Genomic DNA, 22,619 nt, shown 5'->3' with positions numbered 1-22,619 from the left:
TGCCTTCAATAGGGTTGAGGAATATGCGCCTTCTAAGTTGATCCGATCTGTTTCTGCCCACCTTTACCATCGGACCAAATCTCGTTGGTATTGGAGGCGGTGAAGGAGGGTTGGCCCTAAGCGGTAATCCGACTTGCTCGGAACGGGTGCCTAACAGCCAGTTTTTCCTTCAGGCATCGACCGAAACGGCATCGACCGGAACGGCATCGTCGGCCAGGTTCGCCGCGCTCGATCCCACTCCCACACTGCCGGTAGCGCTTCTCATCATCCTGCCCGCAGCATAAAAGGCCCCTGCACTGGCGAGCCCGACACCGACGCTCGCGATACCGAGCCACTGAGCCACATCAAAGCTTGTCTGGTTATTCGTGATCGTGCCGTGGACCTGGGCTGCCGTGCCGGCCACAGCCAGTGCGGCTGATACACCCGCAGCCACTGCCTTACCGATGGCCAACGCCGCCGCCGTTTTTGCGGCCGTTACTGCCGTGGCCGTTAAAGCGGCCGCAGCTCCTTTCCAAGCGGCTACCGCCGCCAACGTTGCTTTACCGAACGTCACAATCGCTACAGCGGTCATGACAACGGCAATGCCTACCCACAACCATTTCAGCCAGCCCCCGTCTCCCTGTTTGATCTCTTCTGGCTGGCTTTGCGGCGTGATGTCTTCATCGGGGCGCCGCAGGCGACCACTGAAGCCAATCGCTTCATGCCCGGTCGGGTCACGGAACGCGATGGGGTTGCCTCGGGCGTAGGCGTAGCAGTTGAGGCCGCCAACCCCGAATGGGCTGAGCGAATCGGGGCTGAGGAAGCAGCGCAACTCAGGGTCGTAGGCGCGGTAGCCGCTGCCCAGCAGGTAACGGCCACTCAGTGGGTCGAGGGCTTCGCCATTAAAGCCCATGGCGCTGCTCACCGGTGTGTCGCTGTAGCGTTCGCCATAGGCGCTGTAGCGCATGCTGCGTAGCGAACCGTGCTGGCCTTCAGCAACCACACTGGCGTTATCCGCCGCGTGAAGCAGCAGCGTCTGGCTAGCGTCATCGAGGGTTTGTTGGCCGACGGGTTGATCATCCAGATCCAGGTATTGAGTGCGCAAGGCTCCGCGGACCGCCAGCGTCAAACGGTGGTTCTGGTACACCAGCACGCTGTCGGCCCCACTGCCGTCGGTGCTGCCAAGCAGGCGGTTATGGGCGTCGTACCGGTATTGGCCAGTGCCGGCGGCCCGCACAAGCGACTGCAGACGGTTCTGGCTGTCATAGCGCAATGTACAACCGTACTGGTCAAGCACCATGTTGCCGTTGCGGTCGTATTTGAAGGTCGGATGGGGGCTGCTGCGTGCAGGGGTGTAAACAATGCTGCGCAACTGGCAAGGGTCATCGTCGGCATAAACGTACTGCGCACGCTCACGGGCAGATCCATCGGCGAACTGGCTGGTGACCATGCTGAGGCTTTCGTAGTTGTTGTAGCTGAAGGTTTGCTGCGTGATCGCCCGGCCCTGGCTATCGCGGGGCAGTTCGATACCTGCACAGTGGTGGTTGAGTAATTGGCCAAGGGCGGTGTAGGTGAATGTTTCCTTCAGCAGGGTAATGGCCCCCTGGTAGAGGTGACGTTCCTTGAGCAGGCCATCGAGATCCCACAGTTGTGTCTGGATGCGCTCAGGGTGGCCGCTCTGTTGCCAGGATCGTTTGATCTCGCGGTCCTGGTCGTCAAATTCGACGACCGTGACCACCGTGGTCCCGTTGTCCGAGTCGTTGCTGGTGATCTTTTCAAGCCGCGCCAGTGAGTCATACTGCAGGTTCACGTCGAGCTTGTGCTGCTGCATTCCCCGAGGCAGGCCGTTGTCGTGAAAGTGATAGAGCGTTTCCAGGCCGCTGGCTTCGACGGTGCGTTGCGGGCGACCCTGCAACGAGGGATGGTGCTCAGTTTTCAAAGGCGCATGGCCGCTGACTTGCAAGTGTTCTTCGAGCAAGTGGCCATGGGCGTTGTATTGGTAGTCGCAACAGCCGTGGGCACCGCTGGCGCGTGTCAGTCGTGCCCCGATGGGGTCATAGTCGAAGACTGCGTTTTCCTCCGCGCTGCTGCTTGTGATTGGGTATGTGGTCAAGCTCAGGTCATAGGCGTAGTCGATGCTCTGCCCGGCAGCGTTGCGTTTGCGCCGCGCACGCGATTCACTGCCCTCATAGTGGTAGCGCTCGCTGCGCCAGCCGGTGGTACTGCCCTGCAGTCGGTCAAGGCCGTCGAAGGACTGTGCGCCAACTTGGACGGCCGGCAGTCTGATGTTGCCGGGCTTGACGGTGAGGCCGATGGGCAACAGCGCAGTGGAGTGCTGCGCATAGCGGGTTTCCACGCAGGTGCTGTCGGGCAAAATGCGCTGCAGGGGCCGGTTGAAAATGTCGTAGGTAAACCTGGTGGTGTGCCTACGCTCATCGGTTTCGCTCACCAGGCGTCCTAGCCCGTCGTACGCGAAACTGCGTGTGGCCAAGGTCAAGCCTTCGGCATCCTGGCGCAGGATCACATCCGGTTTTTCGAAGCGGTTCATCCAGGTCTCGCTGCGGCTGCTGATCATTGCCGTGGGCCCACTGCCGGCCTGGCGCCAGCGATGAACGATCAGACCGCGGTGCTGAGCGTTGCCCAGCGGGTCCTGGTGTTCATGCTGCTGCACGCCATCTGGCCCGGTTGTACAGCAACGTTGCCCCCAGTCGTCGTAGGCGTAGTGCTGGGGCAGGTTCAGCTTGCGCAGGCCCTCCAACCAGTCGATGTGGGTTTCGGTCACTGGCCGGCCTTGGTTGTCGTAGGTTACTGCGAGCGTCGGGTATAGCCGTGGCGCCATGGCCTCATCCACATGGTCACGTTCCTCGCCGCGCACCCTGCCCAGGCCATCGAGCAGGGTCTTGGTGCACACGCCGTGCTCGTCGGTGAACGTCTGGCTGGCCGATTCGCCACTGATCGGCGTCAGGGTGTAGTGGTAATGGCGTGAGGCCTCTGTCGGCAGCCCGGCAGCCACGGTCTCCTTCACCACTCTTTGCAGGCGATCGTAGACGTAGCGGGTTTCGAGACCATCGCTGTCACGCTGCTGCATCACCTGCCCATGGCGCAAGCCATATTGCACGGTGGTGATGGCCTGCGTGCCGTCGTAACCGATACGCAGCTGCTGAACGTTCAGCACAGGCTCGTCGGTGCCTGCACTGCGCTCGAGGCTATAGTGGTACTCGGTAACCGTTTCCAGCCCTTGCAGGTTCTCGATCTTCAGGTATTGGCGACCGTGCAGTGCCCGATCACGCGGGGCATTGACCCACTGGTTGCGCAGGTGCGCAAGAGGCGTCTGAGCGCTGGCCTGATCGATCAGGGTTTCACTGCTCACGACATGGTGTGGGTGCTGCAATACTGCCGAGGTGTCAGACGCAGCCAACACGGGCAGCGTCGTGTAACGATAGGTTCGGGTAAGGGTGGCTGCTCCCGGTTGACCCTTGGGTGAAGGGCGCAGGGTTTGTGCCTTGAGGTGACGCACGAACCCTTCAGGATCAGCCGGGTGGCCGTCCTGCTCTGCCGCTGAGTACCATTCATTGCTCTGCTCCGTGCCATCGGCATAGGTATGGATGAGCACATTGCCGTGATTGTCGTACTGGGTGGCGGTCTGTTCGCTACGCCATGGGCGCTCGCCGCTGGTCATCTGCCAGAATCGCTCTTCACTGACGGGCAACTGGCACGTCGGTGGCTGGCTCTTGAATGACGCACCTTCGACCATCCCGTAGGCAGTGACCAGCCGTTGCAGACAGTCGCCCTGAAGCGTCGTTTCATGGGTGAGCAAGTGAAAGCGGTTATAGGTGCGCTCGATACGGCGAACTTCTCTCTCGCCTTCCATGAGTATTTCAACCGAGCTGTAGTCGTAGTCGTCCAGGCGTTGATAAAGGTTGTCACGGCCATCGTCGCTCCAGCTCATATCGCTACCGCCGCCGAGGAAGTTGCGCGGGGTCGGATAGCGGTAGTGAATGTCTGCAGCGGGCTGGTCGAAGTGCGGCTCGATAACGTGACGGGTAACGCGGGGCAACGGCTGGCGACCGCTACCGGTAGGGAATTGATGCCCTCCATCGAGGTAGGACAGGCGTTCAGTAGCCCCGGTAGGCTGAGTCACGCTGGTCATGCACAGGTGTGCAAGCACCTCTTGATAGCCGAACGTCCACCGGGCCTGATCGTCACTGGGGATGACAATCTCCTTTACCCGGCGGTCGTCGGCTTCCAGGTTCATCACGTAACTGGCAAGCGCCTTGCCGTCGCTGCCGGACAGTGGCTGCAATTGCAGTTCGACCTGGTAACCCGTCGGATCACGCAGCACGCGCAGCAGCATGCGGCCATCGCCATCCTGAATGCTTTCCAACAAAGGGTGTTGCCCGGAAAAACGCTGATAGTTGAACGTCAGACGGTGGCCGAGCGGCGAATACTGTGCCACCGGCAAGTAGAGGGAGGCCTGCTGGGTGCCTTGTTCGGTGAGGATCTCCACCAGGCCGGAGCGGTGCACCACCCGCAACCCATCGTCCCCCTCGGGGTAGACATGAAAGTTGTCGATCCGCTGCTCTTCGAGCCGCATTGGGCGGGCGGTGCGGTCGGTGATCTTCAGGCTTTCTCCGGTGCTTAGCGAAAGCACCTGGTTGTGCGGGGTGTACTGCGACAGCTCCAGCGTCCAGCCCATGCCCAGCCCGGAGTCGGTCACGTTGAGCGGTGAATACTGCAAGGTTGGCCTGAATTCTGGGCCAAGCAGGTTGTTGCCGCCCAGCTCGGGCAGCTCGATCTTCAGGCTGTACTGCCCCGTGCGTGGGTCAACCCCCCCTTGGATGAAGCTCATGAAATTCAGGGCATTAGAGTGAACGGATGATGTAACGCTCATGACGATTTTCGCTCCCTGTTGCCCCTGGCAGGACGGCTGATCCGGCGTTCAGACACTCGCTTGGACAGAGCCTAGGCGCCGGGGGGGAGGGGCGTCACCTGTCATTTCTACCAGTTTCGCCCAGCGCAATACCGGACGTATAAAACAGCCAGAACATGACCAATTCAGCGCTTCGGGCGCTAGTGGGGGAATGCATGACGCTACGACCTGACCGGCCCAGCGTGCCGTTACTGGGCACCGGCGACAACCTGGAGCTGAGTAGCTTGGGCGGCGAGCTGCTGGAAACCTTCCTGACCGATCCGGCGCTCAAAGTCGGTGACTGGGTCACCCCTCACTGGCGCGGATGCGCGGCGGACGGCGAAGTGTTGGACATGATCCAGACGTTCCGGATCGTGTCCATCGAGCCGCAAGGGGTACGATTCTCCATCGATAACGATCGTCTCCAGCGGCTCTCGGGTGGGTATGTGTTTTATTCCTACCATCCCGGGGTTGAAGCCCGTCCCGATAATGAGTCATTGCGGGTGTTCTTCAGCATCGACCGTCCGGCGGTTGAAGAGCAAACCCTGGCAGTGGCGCAACTGCGTGAAGCCCATGACTTGGTCATCGACCTGGAACTGATCAGCCAGGACCTGACCGTGGCCGTGCCGCCCTACCAAGCGATGACGGTGGGCGATACGCTGATCTTTGAATGGGTGCCGTATTTCGCTGGCGACCCCCAATCCCCCTACAGCCAGTCTCACTCGGTGACCGAACGGGATATTGGCATGGTCGTAGGCATGACCTTGCCGCTCCAGGAGGTCATGCACTTATTCGACGGCGACCATGCCGAGCTGTCCTACCGCATTCGATACGCCTCGGGGGGTGACAGTGAGTCGCCAGTTCAGCGAGTCGACATCGTAGAGTCGGGGCCGCCGCTCAGCCCGCTGTTGCCCAAGCCGTTGATCGAAGGTCATGACGGCAGCAGCGACCTGGACCCGAGGGCATTGATTGGCGGCTTCACCCTGCTTATCGACGACTATGCCGACCTGCAGCTGGGTGACCAGCTGGTGGTGTACCTGGAGGGGCCAGACTTGAGCTTGAGGGGCTTTCGGGCCGACGTCAGTACGGTTGTCAGCCGCCAGCTTCAAGTGCGGGTTGAGGGCAGTTGGTACAGTGACGAGCTGATCGGAAAGCCGCTTCGGGTAAGCTATCAGGTGGCCCGCTTGGGTGCGGCCTGGCACTCGCAGGTGCTTGAGGTCATGGTGCGCAGGCCGCTCTACCTGCCTTGGCCACTGATCGACACTGTCATACCGGAGAGCGGAGATGAAGCCAACCAGGGGACGGTGACGCCAGAGCAGGTTCGCTGGGGCGCCAGGGTCAGGGTCCCACTGGCTGCCGAAACCAATGACGGTGATATCTGGATGCACTGGGACGGGCACGCCAGCACCGGCAAGGTCATCGTCAAGCAAGCCGATCCTGCGGACCCACGGCTGTTTCATATACCGGCAGCGGCGATTCCCGCCAACCTGGGCAAACGCCTGAACGTGTATTACAGCCTGCACTTGCCGGACCAGGCACCTTATGAATCGTCAGCGTTCGACCTGAAAGTGGCCGACTTCGCCACTAGGCGTTTTCCAGTGATCCAGGGTCACCGCGATGAACTGATCGACGGCAAGTTGTCCCTATCGGCGCTCCAGGGCGACGACGCCCATTTCAGCCTTGATGTGTGGCCGTTCATGGCGCCAGGGCAGCGCTTGATCATCAGAGCCGCTGGCGTAGCCAAGGTCGGGGGGGGCGAGCTGGATCATGTGATGCGTAACGCGCAGCCAGTCAGCGACGAGGAATATTACCAAGGCCATGTGACAGCCGAACTGCCCAACGTCTTTTTGCAGCGCCTTGAGCTGAACAGGGTACTGCGCGTCAGCGTGCAGGTCAGCTTCGATGACGGCGAAAGTTACAAGTCTTTTCCTCACTTGGAACCCCAACTGATCGCTTGATCCAGTGTAATTAGCGGAGGCGTCAACCATGAGCAACTCAAAGGCCGCCATTGTCCAATGGATGCGCGTCAAGCACCGACTGTCAGGCTGGGGCAGCATCGCAGTCATGGATCGCGCCAAGCTCAACCAGCTGCTGAGCCAGGAATACATCTCCCGCTTCGGTGGCAACGGCATGCTGCCGCCCATCAATGGCGATGCCTCATTGGTTGGCAACTACAAGGTGTATTTACAGAACTTCATCCTCGACCGACCCAGGCTGTCATTCGAAAATGCCGATTTGAACAGTTCTAAGGCACGCTTGCGCATGACGGTGATCGGTGGCAATCAGGTCAATCTGGAGCGGCGGGGCGACTGGTACATCTACCGCATCGACTGGGTCGATCCTTTGGTGGGGCCGCAACTTAGTCTTGAGTTGGACTTGAACGACGTGCCTGGCAATGTCGCCGAGGATGGCGCAGTGTTCCTGGATTTGCAGCGCAGCGATGACTTCCAGTTGTCGTTTCCTGATCACAATCAGATCCAGCAATTGAGTGCGGATTTCTTCAAGCGAAAGTTTCAAGCCCTTGAACCGGCTCAACGTGTTTGGCAATTAGGGCAAATTATACCAGGGTCGGAGCCGCTGCTTGAACCCGCGTCTTTTCGCCTGCGCACTCAGTCTGCGCCCACCGCCGAGGTTGGCGAACAGGGCGACGGTGCAGTACTGGCATTCGTTCGTATGCACGGCTCCCACGAAGGCAACCTGCCGGGTAATGAGTCCGACTTCAAGTACCTGATCCCGAGTGAGGGGAATTACTCGGCAACGGTGTTGTTCGACAAGCAGCGCTTGATGGTGGCGACCTTGCTGCAGGCGCTGCGGCCTCTGTTGAGTGACGATTCGGTCTTTGCCGTGACACACGATGAGCAGGGTCAAATGGAGTCGGTCAGGGCCATTTCGGGGCACATATCGTTCGAGCGGAAGGAGTTTAGCCGATACGGGGCCTCGTTTTTTGCGATTGAGGGTCAGCGTATCAACTACGAGGTGCACTGGGGCCTGACCATCGACCCAATCGTGCTAAAGGACAACTTCAGTATTTCCTTCATCGGTGAGCGTATGGAGTTTAAGTTTGTCTTGAACCCGGTCGGCTTCACCGAAGTGTTGAGTTTACGAGATGACCTGGGTTTTCTTGACGAAGATGACTTCCGCCAGTTCGATGATATGCCGGTAACTTACCCCTCCGAATTAGCGGCCGTTTATCAGATGAATGAAAGCGGTGTGATGGAATTACTGGACTTCAGCCTAACGAGACCCGCCGAGCCGCAGCCGCCGGAAGAGGGGACGGAAATCCCGGCCTCGCTCGCCACTTCAGCGATAAATCGGGACCTGGTGCTGAAACTGATCTTTCTTGAAATGTTAATTGTGACATACCTAGCCGTTCGAGATCCCCTGACTAGCCTGGTCCAGTTAGTCATACGCCCAATCCAGCGCAATTTACAAGCTGATATGCTGGTCGAGCAGACGGCCCGCGAGACGCTACGCACGAAATTCGGCGGTGCGATCATAGCGGACGATGTCGTAATGCCTAAAGACATAGCCTGCTTCGGCAGCATCGCACCCCGGCTAACTACCTTCGAGCTCTCGCCCCTGGAGCCGATCATTTCCGCTAGGGCTACCCAACCACTGACCGTTACGCCATTGACCCCGGGGCTCAATTGGTGCGCAGAACTTGTCTGGGGACAGTCTTCAAGCCCAGGTACGGTGATCGACGGCCTCTTCCAAGCTCCCCCAGTCAGCGCAATCGACGGCGATTTCATCCGCGTGAAAGTGACGGCTACCGATCCGCAGACAGGGTTTGCCGCCTCTGCCTTGATAACGGTGGTGACCAATGTGCTGAGCGTCAGCCCATTGGTTGAGTTGTGTGACGCCGAGGACCGAGTGCCGTTGAGCGCAGCGGGCGCCAGCGGCGCTGACCTGGAGTGGCGGATCCTGGGCGACACGCCTGAAGGCCGCTTGGCCAGCACCACCGCTAGCCACAACACCTACTTCGCCAGGCCCGACAGCTCTACATCCGAGCACCTGATTGAACGTATCGAGGTGTGCGACAAAGAGACCGGTCAGACGCGTCAGATATGCATCGTGACGCGCAGTAGAAGTGGCGCTTCGGTGGTGTTGCAAGCCATGGATCTGGCGAAGGGTACGGCCCAGTTGCAGTTGCAGCTCAACGCCAGCGACCTCGAGGCGGATTGGACGGTGTTGGCCGGCCCAGGTCGCATGGAGCAGAACCTCTACCACGCCGACCCGGCGAGCGCCGAGCGTTTCGCGATCGTCGAGGGGCGCTTCGAGTTTCCACCCTTTGGGGTCTTCACCAACGTCATCGTCCTTGCCTTGCCCTTGTTCGATCACGATCAAGCCTATCGAACGCTGTGCGCCGAGGTGACGGGCGTGGCGGGTTGACAGGTCGCTTGGGCGAACGCTTGCACTTAACGTACCGAATCAGGAGACGCTCATGTCTGGTAATTCATTAGGCGCATTGCTGGCCTGGATGCGTGATAACCCGAACCTCTCTGGGTGGGACTTCATCACTGCGTTTTCGGCCGGCCAACTGAATAGTCTGCTGCAGGCCCACCATGTGCAGCGGTGGTTGACTCACACGGCCATTGATGACCTGACTGGGACTCTGCAGATCGCCAATACCAAACTGACCTACCATTTGTTCGGGTACCGGCTGGGCCCTGCAAGCCTGGTGCCTGGCCAGGCGTCCTGGCAGACGCCGCGCCTGACCCAGGCAGTCGCCATGGAAGGGGGGTTGCTGGTAGCTACGGAGCGTGGCGAAGTGACTGCGCTCAGTGCCCACGATGCCTTGGATGCCTTGGCCCTGCAGTATCGCTTGCCTGTTGTCAGCGACGGCCCACGCCTGAGTGTGGACTTGGCTCAGATCGAGCAGGTGCACTTCGCATTGAACGATCAGGTGGCAGGCAGTGAGGAAAGCACAGCGTTTATCCGCGCATTGTTCAATGCCCTGCCCGAGAGCAAGCGTGTCAGTACGCTGTTCGACTTCCCCAGTGTGCCTGGCAACCGCTTCCTGGGTGTGCGCCAGCTTGCTCTGCGTACCCATGACAGCAAGGCCGATGGCCAGCTGGCAGTGGTGCTGTTCGCATCGCTGGAACAAGGGCCGACCGGCAGCTTACCTAGCGACCGGTCGAATTTTCCGTTCCTGCTGCCCGACGACCTGCCCGGCGATGTGCCAGCCAATGCCTGCGTGTTGCTGTCCAGGCGCGTCCTGCACCGGGCGGCCTACGCCAATGGCTTGACTGGGATGTTCGATGCTGCCTCGTTCAGCTATACCCACGCGGGCCAGGTATTGACTGAGATGCGGGCGACCTCCGGTGTGCTGCGCGGGGCTCGTAGGCAGGTGCGCGCACGTGATTTCATGTTCAACTGCGAAGCATTCGAAGTGCCGGCGGCGGGCGGAATCGAGCCCTTGGGCGCGTTGTTCGACGACGATGGGGTGCAGATGACGTGGCGTTCGCAGTTCGCGCTGAAGTGCTCCTATACCCGGCATGACTCGCAGTATCCGCAACTGCTGGCAGTAACCTTTGCGTTCACCATGTCGCACCGCTTCGACCTGTGCCTGGCGACCCCGGCCGAGGACGCCGGTGGGCTATTGCTGGGCTATTTCCACTGGCCCTTGGGTGTTATCGGCGAAGTCACCCCAGTATCGGGCATGCCCACCTTGCCGGCAGCTGAGGTGGCGCAAATCGAACACGCCGCTGGGTTGGTCCTCAAGCAGGCCATACTCGAAGGGCTTTCACGCAACCTGACGGCCTATGTTCCAGAGCAGTTGTTGGCCACCGCCTTGCTGCCCGGGGGCACGTCGTTGTTCGTGGAGCACGCCGAGTACCCCCATGGACTGGCGGCCTTCGTCAAGGCACAAGGCGCCGACGCTTTTCGCTTGATCGACGAGAATGTCCACTTGGCGGCAGGTGCATCCCATGTGTTTCGCGTCTATCCCCCACAGGTCGGTGTGCGTTGGAGCGTTGCAATCTTGCCGGGTGAGCGGGGCGAGCCCGGCAGAATCGACCCGACCACCGGTGTCTACACGGCGCCGCCACGGCATGCGATTGACGAGAATGGGGTGAAGATAAGGATAACCGTCACTCAACCCTCCACCGCAATACAGCAGGTTGGCTTGATCACCGTGTTGCCTCACGCACTGACCGTCAATCCGTTGATCCAGGTGTGTTGGTCGGAAGATCAGGTGGAGTTGTCGGCCGGGACCACCGGCGAGCAGCTTGAGTGGCAAATTATCAACCCGCGTCCAGGCAGCGGTACCTTGGACGTCGTGGAAGGGGCGCCGTTCAAGCGCACCTACATCGCCGGTGCCCAGGTCGCGGACCTGCACTATGTGCTGGACGAGGTACAAGTGCGCGACGTGACCAGCGGGCAGGAGCGCTCACTGCATGTGCTGGTCCGGCAAAAACCATCGAGCCTCACCCTGACGTGTACGCCACTGGCTGCCGGGCGTCGGCAGTTCACTGCGATGTTCAATGGGCAGTCCATGGCCGACGTGAATTGGCGCGTGGCTCTCGGACCGGGCCATTTCGTGCAGCGTGGCCGTTATGAGCCAGGCTCGAACGATGGTGAGCGTTTCCTGCTGGTGTTCGCCGACCTGGACTCCCCCTTCGGTCTTTTGGAAGGGCACCTGATCGTGGTGCTCGATGAGCGTTGGCCGGACGCGGTATGGGTCGGGTCCGAAACCACAACGCACTCAGACATAGATCCACGAGGATAGATCATGGCCTATTCAAAAAGACAAATGCTTGAGCGGCTGGGTAAAGGTTCCGCGACCTTGGGCTGGGGTGCAGTGGCGGCCTATAGCCGGTCCAGGCTTAACCGCTTGCTGATGCAACAGTATCAGCAGCGCTTGGATACACTGAGCTTTCTGCCGCCCTTCAACGATGAGCTGGCGTTCACCGGCGCGCGTGCGGCGGTCATCGAGCTGGAGGGACTGGAGTTCGGTGCACCGCGACTGTCGTTCATCAACGCTTCTTTGAGCAATTCGCGGGCGCGTTTGATCATGAATCTGATCGCAGGGCGCTGCACCACCGTGCAGCTGAGCGATGGCGCCTTGATCAACACGTTCAACGTGACCGAGGCCATGGGCTATACCCTGGAGATTGACCTGGACCTGATGCTGGTCACAGGCGAGGTCGATCGCCATGGCCGGGTTAGCCTGGACCTCGCCCATGGCAGCAGCCTGCGCTGCAGTTTGCTGCAAGACCAGCCACCCCTCAACGAGCAACTGGTGACAGCGCTTGAAACCTGGTTTCATGGCCTGCCTGCACGCATGACCCAGTTCGATCTGGGGATTGTTGATCTTCAAGGCTATCACCCACTGAGCCCACGGCGTTTCATCATCCGCACCCAGGCAGCGCCGGGCGCCAAGTTGAGTCAGGCTGTCAATCAGGGCGATGGCGCGGTACTGGTGTTCATTCGTGTGAGTGCCAACAGTGCCGACGGCTACTACCCCGACAGCAGTTACCCTTACCTGATCCCCGATGGTAACTACTCAGCCAGTTTGCTGTTGGACCGTTCGTTGACCAGGTATGCAGACGGTCAACAACTGGAAATACTCAATAGCCTGTTGTTTCCTGGCACCTATGCCTTCGTGGAGGCCGAGCGCCATGAGCCCTTCGACATGCTGGTGCTGGGCAATATCGACCCGCTGGTTACCACCTATTCGGTGGAGCCCGCCGAAGCGGTTATCAAGGCAGGCGAGGCGCTGAGTTTTACCTTGCATGACGGCCAGGGCAGGGCCGTAAGCGCTAGCCGTTGGCATGCAGTAAGCCTCCACAGCCACTTGCCGCAAGGGCATGGGCAGATCGACTCAAAGGGGCGCTACAGTGCGCCCAGCCCCCAGGACATTGGCCACCAGAGCCTGACCGTGGTGGTGACCGCCGAGCTCGATGGCACAAAGCCGGGCGAGGTCTTCGTCGCCTCCGCTCGCCTGCAAGTGAGTTTCGAGTCGGTAGCGACGTTTCCCAACGCTGCGAGTTACTGGCCAGACCAACAGGAGGTGATTCCTTTGGCTGGCTGGCAGAAGGATGCACAAGGGGTGCAGTGGTCGTTGCTCGAACCGTTTCACGGTGAGTTGTCCGACCAGGACCAGCACCGTGCGCTGTTCGTACCCGACCGCGGGCCTGGCGTACGGCCACTGGTCGTACAACAGGTGCAGGCGCACGCCGGACAAGCTCGCGATGCGGCATTGGTGATGGTCAATAGCCAGCCGCTTTTGAGCCTGTACCCAGCCCATGTGGCGAATGTACAACATGGGCAAACTGCGCAGCTGAGTGAGCCCGTGCAGTTCATGCCAGGCGCCGACCGCCGCTGGCGTGTGTTATCAGGGGAGGGTGAAGTTGACCAGACTGGCGCCTTCTCCAGCCGTGGCCAGCACAGTGGCACCAGCGTGGTGACGTGTGAGGTGGTGAGTAATGGCGTGGTGTTCGCCAGCGGCCACAGCGTTGTGCAGCATAGCGACCTGGAAATGGAAGGCAGTTGGAAAGAGCTGAATCAGTTCACGGTCAGGGTCATGAGCGGCCAGGATGGCAACCGCCAGGGCCGCCAATTCAACAATGGCTTCCAGCAGTTGGAACTGGAAGTCTATGTCGAGACAGCTCAGGTCAATGGTAAGGACTATCCCTTGAGCGTGACCGAATTGGCAACGCTGGGGCTTTACCACGAACGCACGCCTGAGCGCGTGAGCACGCTTGCCCTGGAACGCGAAGGCATCGAACTGGGCGATCCTGAACTCTGGGCGGTCAGTACCCGACCCAATCGCTTTCACCTGGCGAACGGGCGCGCGGCGGCTGCCGCGCCCCGGCGTGCAGTCACTAACCGCGAAAGCATTGTTTACCTGTACTTGCACTGCCGAGCGGGCGCTGGGCAGACCCGGCAATTCTATGCGGGTTTCCAGGCCGATTCCAAACAGATGCATTATTCCACCGACACCACCGTGCATAACGCGAGGATCGAAGTGTCGGCGGCGCAGTTGCAGGTGCTCGAGAACGACTACAGTTTCACGCGCCAACGGGTCGATGGCGGCGGCGGCAATAATGAGCAAGATGATTTCGATTTCTTCCTGACGACCATTGATTACTGGACGTTCCGCTACGCGCACGCCAAATTCGTATCCTGTGAAGTGCTGGGTATGGAAGGAAATCGGGTGTCACCGCTTACAACACCGAACATTTCGATGATCACGTGGGAAGGGCCCAGCCAGAATGACCGGATGTTCAGCTACACAGGGCTGATTTTCCATGACTCTCTTGAACCTTACCCTGAGACTGTAGAGTTTGATACTGCCATGGAATCCATTCGCAAAGATCTTGAGTTGGACGCGCTGCCAGTTGATCGACGGTGGTATGCCTCTGGGTCATTGGTGCTGGTGAACTTGCGCCGGGAAGATGTTTACAGGCGCACTCTCCAGGATTGGGTAAAGCGGTGGTTGACACCATCGCTGGTCGTGTTGCTGCGTGACGAAAATGGCAACAGCCACTACCGTCGCTTCAGTTACTTGTCAACCAGTAAGCCTGAGCACCGTAATTACCTTGATCACATCAGCGTTTCGCCGAACGTTCTGAACGCGCACCAGCGCGCCGTATTGACCTTGCATAATAACGCTTGAATGAAAGGGGTCGACGATGAAAATCCAGTACTTGATGGTGCCAGTGCTATCGCTGCTCCAGGCGTGTAGTCATGGGACCGATGCGGTAGCTGCACAAGACTACGGCAGGTTGCTGATTGCTGAGCGTTATGAAAATCAGTCACCTGTCAATTCCTGTTCCATCCCGATACCGGCGCCAAGTGATTCGATGCACACCTATAGATTAGAAAATCACGGTTGTAAGAGGAACTCGGATTATTTTTCCATGAGCAACGTCGCCTCGGCGGTGGAGATACGGTTCTATGATCAAGTTGATTGTAAAGAGGTGCCTGTGAAGCCTGTGCATCCGCCCCGTGAAAACAATTGGACTGCCCACGTCGAAACGATAAAACATCCGACGACCACCCGGTGGGTAAAAATGACTGAAGTGCGAGACACGCCGGTCCGCGGTATTGTGGTAGCGGGTGTCCAATTACTTAAAAAAGAAGTGATTTCTACCATCGTTCCTCCATGGGAGCATCAACTCAGCTGCGTAAAGATTCGTAATCTCCCATAGCATCCAACCCACTGTTACCGCCAAGGCCGGGGGGGCACCATGTCCGTCAAGCACTCACTCCATTCCAACGCCTTCAACTTCATGAGCTTCATCCAGGGCGGTGTCGATCCGCGCACCGGGCAATACACGATGAAGATCGAACTGCCCGACCTCTGTGCCAATACGTTGCTGGGCCCGGAATTCACACCGACGTTGTCATTCTCGCCCCTCAATATCATCGACTCCGGCTACGGCGCTGGCTGGACGCTCCAGTTATCCCAGTACACACCGGATAACCAGGTGCTGGCCTTGGGCACAGGCGAAACGTACCGCATCACCGACCGGAATGCGCAGCCGATGGTGCTGGCAGAGCAGAAACTGGTCAATTTCAAGGTCTATCGTGACAGTGATGATGCCTTCAGGATTGAGCACCGCTCGGGCTTGGTAGAGATACTGACTCGCCAAGGCAGTAACCAGGCTCCGGTATTCTTGCCGGCTCGGCTGTTCTCGGCCCAGGGCCAGAGCCTGGCTTTCACGTATCGGCTGTTCAACAGCCAGCATCCGGTACTCGACTCCATCAGTGACGACACTCAGCAGAACGATGGCAAGCGCCGTATCCTGTTCCAGACCGCTCGCACGGCCAATGCCGTCGTGTTGAAGCTGCACCCGTTCGTCGGTGCAGACGGAGCGCCCCTGGTCACCTACGACATGCAGCTCAAGGAGGATGATCAACGGGTCGAGCGCATCAGTGTATTGGGCGAAGCGCAGGGCAAGCAGGTCGAACAGGCGCGGTGGGATATGATGTACGTACGTACACACGGGCACCTCTGTCTGAGCCGTGTGACTACGCCAACGGGAGCAGTGGAAATGCTCTCATACGCTGATGCCGGTCACCAATTCCCTGCTGGCAGCGGCCGGCCTTCGCCGCTTCCCCGGGTCACCCGGCATCAAATCGAACCCGGGGCAGGGCAGCCTTTGGTGGATGTGGACTACCGCTACCCTGGCGCGCACAACTTCATAGGTGGCGGCACATCGCTGCCATGGCGCGACGATGGCTTGGATAACCTCTACAAACTCGCCGACAGCGATACCTACGAGTATCAGAGCGTGGAGGTCTGGAAACAGGAAGGCCAGGAGATTCGTAGCATCACCCGCACCTTCAACCGTTACCATCTGCTGACTGAAGTAAAGACCCTGCAAGGCAATTGCCAACAAACCTCTGCTACGGGATACACCATTAACGCAGGTGGCTTCCACCGCCAGCCGCCCACGTTCCAGTTGCCCACCGAGGAAACGCGCCGGTGGGTGGTGGTCGGCAGCGAAGTACCCGCGCGTTCGGAATCGGTTATCAGTACCTACGATAACCATGGCAACGTCTTGACCCGCAAGGAAGCCAACGGCATCGAGGTGCGCAACGAATGGTTCCAGGCGGCGGAGCAAGAAGGGCATCCGCACGACCCCAGTGGCTTTGTGCGGCACCTCAAAAGCACGACCACCTATCCGGCCAGCGACGGGCAGGGCTTGGCACCGGTGCTCAGCCAACGTTTCAGCTATGTGGCCTATGCGCCGCTTGACGACGCCGAGCAGCCCGGTCCAAGGTTGACGGTGCCGTGGTTCGAAGTCGAAAGCGAAACGCTGGTCGATGTGGACGATGGCGAGCGCTGGCTGGAGTGCACGCGTTATGAGTACGAACATCAGGCAGCCAGCTGTATGGGGCGGGTGAGGGAAAAAACCGTGCAGTACCCCGCAGGACCGGAGGATCCACCCGAAGCGACCCTCGATACCGTCACCCATTATGACTACTCTACGCCACTGAGCACCTACACCCGGCAGAGCGTCTTGCACACGCTTGAGACGCTGACCGGGTACGACGGTGAGGTCAAGCAGATCACCCTGGAGCATTCGCTGCACACCGGCCAGCCGCTGCTCAACCGCGATGACAATGACGTCGAAATCCGTTACGAGTACGACGCGTTGCAACGGGTGACCCAAGAGACGGTAGCGCCGGGCAAACCCCACGAAGCCAATCGACGCTATACGTATTTCTTGCGAGATTCCGCTAACGGTGTGCCCGAACAGTGGCAGTTTGACGTCAAGGGCGTAAAGACCATCACCTATCTGGACGGCCTGAACCGGGTGGTCGAGGAACAGCGCATGGACGTCGATCACCCTCTGCTCGGCGAAACGCTGCGCCAGACCTACCGCGCCAGGTACGACGCACTGGGTCAGATGCAGACGCAAACCGAAATCGACTGGCTCGGCGATCAGCAGCTGGAACTGACCAGCACGTTCGAGTACGACGACTGGGGCGAGCAGGACTGCGTGGTTGGGCCAGACGGCGTGCGCGAGTACACGCGCACTGACCCCGTCGGTACCCCTGCTTCCAAAGGCCCTGTTATCACCCAATGGCGTGAGGTACTCGACGAGCAGGGGAACCTCGTCTCCAGCGGTATCACCGTTACGTGGCTCAACCTGTTCGATAAACCCACGCGTATAGAACGCTTTGCGCCTGGCAAGCTGGAGCCAGCTGACGCCATCAGCCTGCAACGCAATCAGTACGACGGGCTTGGGCGCCTGTTCGAGGAGAGCGTAGGCATGGCGGGCAAACCTCAGCGTGTCAATCGATACACCTATGACGCCTTCGAGCGCTTGGTGATCCACACCCTGCCCGATGCTGCCCAAGTGCGGCGAAGCTTTGCCGCCCATAGCCGCGAAGACCTGCCCACGCGTATCAGCGTATCGAGCAGCCGCGGCGGCGATCAACTACTGGGTGAACAAGGCTTCGACGGCCTGAACCGGCGTATCAGCGCCACGACCGGGGGGCGCCTGCAGCGCTTCGAGTACGAACCCGGCCAGCGCAAGCCGTGCTGGGTAACCATGCCCAGCGGCGAGCGTGTCCATTACGAGTACCAGCCCAGCCTCAGCGAGCAGCCTACGGTGCGTACGGTCGGCGGCGTCACCACCCGCTTCACCCACGATCCACAAAATGCGCGCTTGATCGACTGTGAAATCCCTGACCTGCGCTTGACTCGGGATCATTTCAGTAATGGGGACGTGAAAGTGGAAAGGCGCTGGGTTGAGGGCGAGGCTGCGCCCTTCGAGATGCGTTACGACTACAGCTATCGCAGCCGTCTGCTGGCGTACCAGGATGTGCTCGGCCAGGTTCAAAGCAACGACTACGATGCCCTGGGGCAGCTGAAATGCACCACCTTGTACGCCGCACTAACCGACCAGCCGCTGCTTCAGGCCCACTTCAGCTACGACCTGTTTGGTCGCCTGCACACCACGACCACCCGGGACATGGCCAGTGATCAGGCGCTGCGTACGCAACTGCGGTATGACCCACATGATCGCGAAGACCTACGCACCTTCGAGTTCGGCCGCTTTGCGCTGGACGAGGATACGGGCGAGTGGGTCTTCGTGGCCGAGCATACTCAGACCCTCAGCCAAGCTTATGATGACGTCGACAAGCTCGTCCTGCGGGTACTGTCCGATGAAACCGGTGTGCTACGCGAAGAATCCTACAAATACGATTTGCGCGGACGCCTGACCGACTACAACTGCGCGGGCGAGCAATGTCCGATTGACCCCTATGGCCAGCAAATCAAGACTCAACTGTTCCGCTTGGATGCGATCGACAACATCGACCTGTTGACGACCACTGCGGCCGACAATAGCCGTTCGCGGGTCATCTACAAATTCGAAAATGCCGCGGACCCAGCGCAGTTGACCTCCATCGAGCATTCATCTCTGCCGGCGGTGCAGCTGCGCTATGATGCCAATGGCAACCTGATCCAGGACGAAGCCGGCCGTACCCTGACGTACGATGCGTTGAACCGGCTGCAGAGTGTCGATGGACCCACCGGTGCTGCTCGCTACCATTACGATCCCGAAGATGTACTCAGCGGTATGAGCCAGTAGAAGGCGCATAGGCGGGGTAGGGCATCGAAGCGCAGTTCAGCGGTAGCGAATGGTGAAGTTGAGTGCTCCGTTGGCGTCACCCGCACGCACGGCGGTGGCCGCTTCCACCTGAATGAACTGCGCACTGAAATGCAGCGGCGTGGTGCCATCGGCCAGGGGTCTCAGCGGCACCTCTTTGTTCAATGCCAGGGGCGTGCCATCTTGCTTGAGAATTCGTATGCCTACGCCTCGCGCCGACGATGTGGTAGTCAGTGAAAAAATACCTTCCAGGGGCGAGCCGATCGGAACTGAACCATTGATGCCGGTGAGCTCGATGGTGGCGTAGGTGTTGTGCTCAGGGTCGACCTCACAGCCGCTGAGCGTGATGGTGAAGGGTTCTAACGGCGTGGTGATTCCGGGCGCGCTAAATCGCGAGCGCTCCCACTCGCCTAGCTTGACCGGGTTAGGGCTGACGCCTGTGCCTGCCAGGCTGCACTCGCTGTTGACCACTTCGGCTTGCAAATAATAGGTCAGCGCCAAGCCAACGGTCGGTTCATCAAAGTACCCTGTGAACATGCTCGTATCGAGTTTGTGGATGCCGGGCGGAATTGGCCCGGTCTTGTACAGGGTCACGTTGTTTTCAATGAATCTCAGCTGAAACGCTGACGTGTTCTCGGCATCGTGATAGGCAGTAAACGGCACCAGCGGTGGGTTGCGCCCGTAAGGTATGAATGTTGTCGGACCTTGGTCACTGAATGGCCAACCCAACTCGATACGTGCACCAATACCCGGGATATTGGTTTGCAAGATCGGGCTGCCATCGATGGTATGGATGGGGAGCAACGGGCGTACCGGTTCAAACTTGAAGTGCCAGCGCGTCCCGCGGTTAAAACACTCCAAGAGGCTGTTCGCCTCGTTATTCGTGAAATCATAAACGTTGAAACCGCCCAGTTGGCGACCTACCTGGGCATCGCGCGGCACATGCACGGTACCGAGTTTACGAATGAACGTCATTGGGCCTGTTGGGTATTTATCGTACCACCAGCAGGCCTTGCTTTTGACTTCGGAGGCGGCCACTGCTGGCTGGCTGCTGATGCTTAGCACCAACGCAGCGCACACTGTCAGGTATTTCATCATTGGGACTCCTTCACAGCCCAGCCTGTGCTCAGGCTGGGCGCTACAAACATAGGGCCTAGCCGCAGACCAGCGATAGCAGGTGATAGCCTTGCTGAGCAGGCGAGTCTTTGGGGTCAACTGCGACTTGGCACATGCCGTCCTCATGCTCGTTCCAGCGCACGCTCAACACCTGCGCCTGGGTATGCGTGGAAAGCATGACTTGGCCCGCCTGGCCGACGATGCCCAGCTGCTTGCCCAGGCTGTCGACTACTTGGGCGCCGAAAGGCAACGGTCTGCCTTGTGCAGTACGCAGCGTCAGCACCAAGCGGGTCACGCGGCGGGCCTCGAAGCGGTGCTTGACCACGGCGCCTCGGCTTGGCACCACGCGTGCCGAACCGTTGTCGATTTCCACCTCCGGGCCGAGGCGGTCGGTCTGCAGCACCAGACTATTGTTGCGGTAGGGTTGCAGGTGCGGTACCAAGGCAAAGCCCTTGGCATTGGTCAGCGCTCCGGTGGCATTGCGCACACCCACATCCGCAATGTCGGGGACCTCGATCAGGGCCGCCGTATCCCCAAGGTACGGGCCAACGGCCAAGCCATCCTCATGGAACAACAACGCACCACTGGCATTGAGGGAAAGGCTGCGGTAATCACCGGCTTCGGTGAAACCTGCGCCCAGCGAGCCACTGCGGCCTTGGTGCGCGATGCTCAATGCTGCGGCCTTCTGCTTGCTTTCGTTCTGACTGAGGCTGGCGCTGTAGCTGATGGGGTACTGTGTGCTGGAACCATTGAGCGTGGCACGCTGACTGTGGCCCTGGTTGTTGCTCAGCGCATCGAAGGACGCCGTGGCGCTGTGACCGATGTCCAGCGGCATACTCAGCGTCAGGCCGAACAGGCGTTGGGACGGGAAGTCGTCGTTCAATGACTGGGAGGCAAACAGGCTGTAGTTGACCCCGCCATGGTGGGTTGTGAAATTGACCTGATACTGACGCTGGGTGGTCGACCGTTGCCAGTAGTCTTGTTGCGAATAGGTCAGGCTCAGGCCGCTGCGCTGCCCCACAGGCTGGTGAACGGCCGCTTCCAGGCGGCTTCGACGGGCTCCCATGAAGCTGTCTTGTCCGCTATGTTCACGCACGGCTTCGTCGAAGTCGCGGTATCCGCGGGTCGAGTAACGATAGCCGGCAAAGCGCAGGGTGGTCTGGCTGGCAAAGGTCTTGCCATACCTGATCGCGTGGCTTTGGCCTTGTTGGTTGCCAGAGGCCGCTTCGCTGTTGGCCTGGGTGATGTCCAAGCCAAGCGCGCCCCAATCGCCTAAATCCTTGCCCAGGCCGATATTGGCGGCGTGGTAGTAGTGGCTGGCCATCAGCCCACCGTAGAGCGTGGTGTTCCACGGCATGCCCACTGCGGCGGTGGATTGCCATACGGTCGGGCGGTCGAAGCTAGAGGCTGGGTTGTAGCGACCCACGGCAATGCTGTAGCGCCACACGCCTTCACGCAACAGGTTGCTGAGCGTGGCATAGGGCTGGGTATAGCGTTGTACGCGGCCATCGTCCTCGGTCAGGACAATATCCAGCTCACCGCTGCCGCCTGGGCTCAAGTCGTCGATGGCATAGGGCCCAGGGCTCACGTAAGTGGTGTAGATCGGATACCCGTTCTGCCACACCTCGAGCTTGGCCCGGGTTTGCGCCACGCCACGGATGATCGGGGCGTACTGCTGCAGCGTCTCGGGCAGCATGCTCGTGTCCGAGGCAACTTGGACGCCAAGCAGAGGAATACCGCGAAAGACATCGCTGTCGAGAAACGTTTCGCCGATCGTGAGATTGCCGCGCAGCCCTGCGATACCTCGTTGTGCGTAGGATTGGGACCGGCTCCAGCGTGTTGCACCCGTACCGTTTTCGCGCCATGCCTGGCTGCTGCGCAGCCGCCAGGCGCCAAGGTTGACACCGCTGTTGATGTTCAGGTCAGCGCTCGAATAACGCCCCGAATAGCGGTTGTGGCCTTGGTAGGTGGAGGCTTGGTAATTGATGAAGGCTGCGTTGATGCCGTGGTCCCACTGCGCAGTCTCCACCTGGCTGGCCAGATCACGGCGCATGGCGATCTGTGGCACCGACAACGTCAGGCGTAGCGTTGCGGCATCGAACGTCGATGTGGCGCCTGGAATGACGGCAGGCAAATCCAGGCAGGTCGCCGTGGCCAGTGTAGGATCCTGCAGGCTTTCGAGCCGCACTCCCATGCCGACGAGCAAGGGCCCGGGCAAGCAGGCGTCCAGGCGCTCGTCTTGCAGGATGAACGTCAATTCATGGTTGCCCACGAACTCCAGGTTGAGCACGACATCGACCCGGTAGCGGCCAGGCGGCAGCGAGGTCGAGTCGGCAAGGGCGTCCAGTGCGATACTCGACACGCTGTCAGGCTGGGTACCGGCCTGGCGCAAGAAATGCGCATCGAACTGCATTGCAGGTTGGCTGTGGGAGCTGGCATGGGCGACTGGCAGCCAGGGGCTGATGCCGATTAGCAGGCACAAGCAGGCGCCGCACGGGCGTCCGGGCGTGATTAATGGCATGGAAAGTTCCTCGCCTATGACG

The 22,619-nt window shown here is 59.9% G+C and carries 9 protein-coding genes; 6 read left to right on the top strand and 3 right to left on the bottom strand.

All coding sequences use genetic code 11. The features are described 5' to 3' along the window. Nucleotides 1-169: 169 nt before the first annotated feature. Entirely contained in the window at nucleotides 170-4,870 is a 4,701-nt protein-coding gene (locus PFU01S_RS18665; protein WP_081783968.1) for an RHS repeat-associated core domain-containing protein, read from the bottom strand. Nucleotides 4,871-5,064: 194 nt separating this feature from the next. On the opposite strand from PFU01S_RS18665, the gene PFU01S_RS18660 reads away from it, so the two are divergent. Genes PFU01S_RS18660 through PFU01S_RS18640 form a run of 6 tightly spaced genes read left to right on the top strand, consistent with a single transcriptional unit; the run spans nucleotide 5,065 to nucleotide 18,942 of the window. Continuing rightward, entirely contained in the window at nucleotides 5,065-6,846 is a 1,782-nt protein-coding gene (locus PFU01S_RS18660; RefSeq protein ID WP_028687698.1) for a hypothetical protein, read from the top strand. A 28-nt stretch (nucleotides 6,847-6,874) separates the two neighbouring features. After that, nucleotides 6,875-9,277 (top strand): hypothetical protein, encoded by a 2,403-nt coding sequence (locus PFU01S_RS18655; protein WP_028687697.1) that lies wholly within the window; start codon nucleotides 6,875-6,877, stop codon nucleotides 9,275-9,277. A 52-nt stretch (nucleotides 9,278-9,329) separates the two neighbouring features. Further along, complete coding sequence (locus PFU01S_RS18650; protein WP_028687696.1) at nucleotides 9,330-11,615, top strand: hypothetical protein; 2,286 nt, start codon at nucleotides 9,330-9,332, stop codon at nucleotides 11,613-11,615. A 3-nt stretch (nucleotides 11,616-11,618) separates the two neighbouring features. After that, entirely contained in the window at nucleotides 11,619-14,507 is a 2,889-nt protein-coding gene (locus PFU01S_RS18645; protein ID WP_154665207.1) for a hypothetical protein, read from the top strand. 16 nt (nucleotides 14,508-14,523) lie between these two features. Continuing rightward, nucleotides 14,524-15,042 carry a hypothetical protein gene (locus PFU01S_RS22180; protein WP_132578882.1) on the top strand — a complete coding sequence of 173 codons (519 nt, stop codon included), beginning with the start codon at nucleotides 14,524-14,526 and terminating at the stop codon, nucleotides 15,040-15,042. A gap of 39 nt (nucleotides 15,043-15,081) precedes the next feature. Further along, the gene (locus PFU01S_RS18640; RefSeq protein WP_028687695.1) at nucleotides 15,082-18,942 is read left to right on the top strand and encodes an RHS repeat domain-containing protein; all 3,861 of its coding nucleotides are present in this window, start codon (nucleotides 15,082-15,084) and stop codon (nucleotides 18,940-18,942) included. Nucleotides 18,943-18,978: 36 nt separating this feature from the next. On the opposite strand, the gene PFU01S_RS18635 is transcribed toward PFU01S_RS18640, so the two are convergent. Further along, nucleotides 18,979-19,998 carry a fimbrial protein gene (locus tag PFU01S_RS18635; RefSeq protein ID WP_162179779.1) on the bottom strand — a complete coding sequence of 340 codons (1,020 nt, stop codon included), beginning with the start codon at nucleotides 19,996-19,998 and terminating at the stop codon, nucleotides 18,979-18,981. Between the two features lie 115 nt (nucleotides 19,999-20,113). Then, a complete protein-coding gene (locus tag PFU01S_RS18630; RefSeq protein WP_033737064.1) occupies nucleotides 20,114-22,597 on the bottom strand; it encodes a fimbria/pilus outer membrane usher protein in 2,484 nt (827 codons plus the stop codon). Between the last annotated feature and the right edge of the window lie 22 nt (nucleotides 22,598-22,619).

The sequence above is a fragment of the Pseudomonas fulva NBRC 16637 = DSM 17717 genome, from assembly GCF_000730565.1.
Lineage (GTDB): Bacteria > Pseudomonadota > Gammaproteobacteria > Pseudomonadales > Pseudomonadaceae > Aquipseudomonas > Aquipseudomonas fulva.
This window is presented reverse-complemented; position numbering and strand designations above follow the sequence as displayed.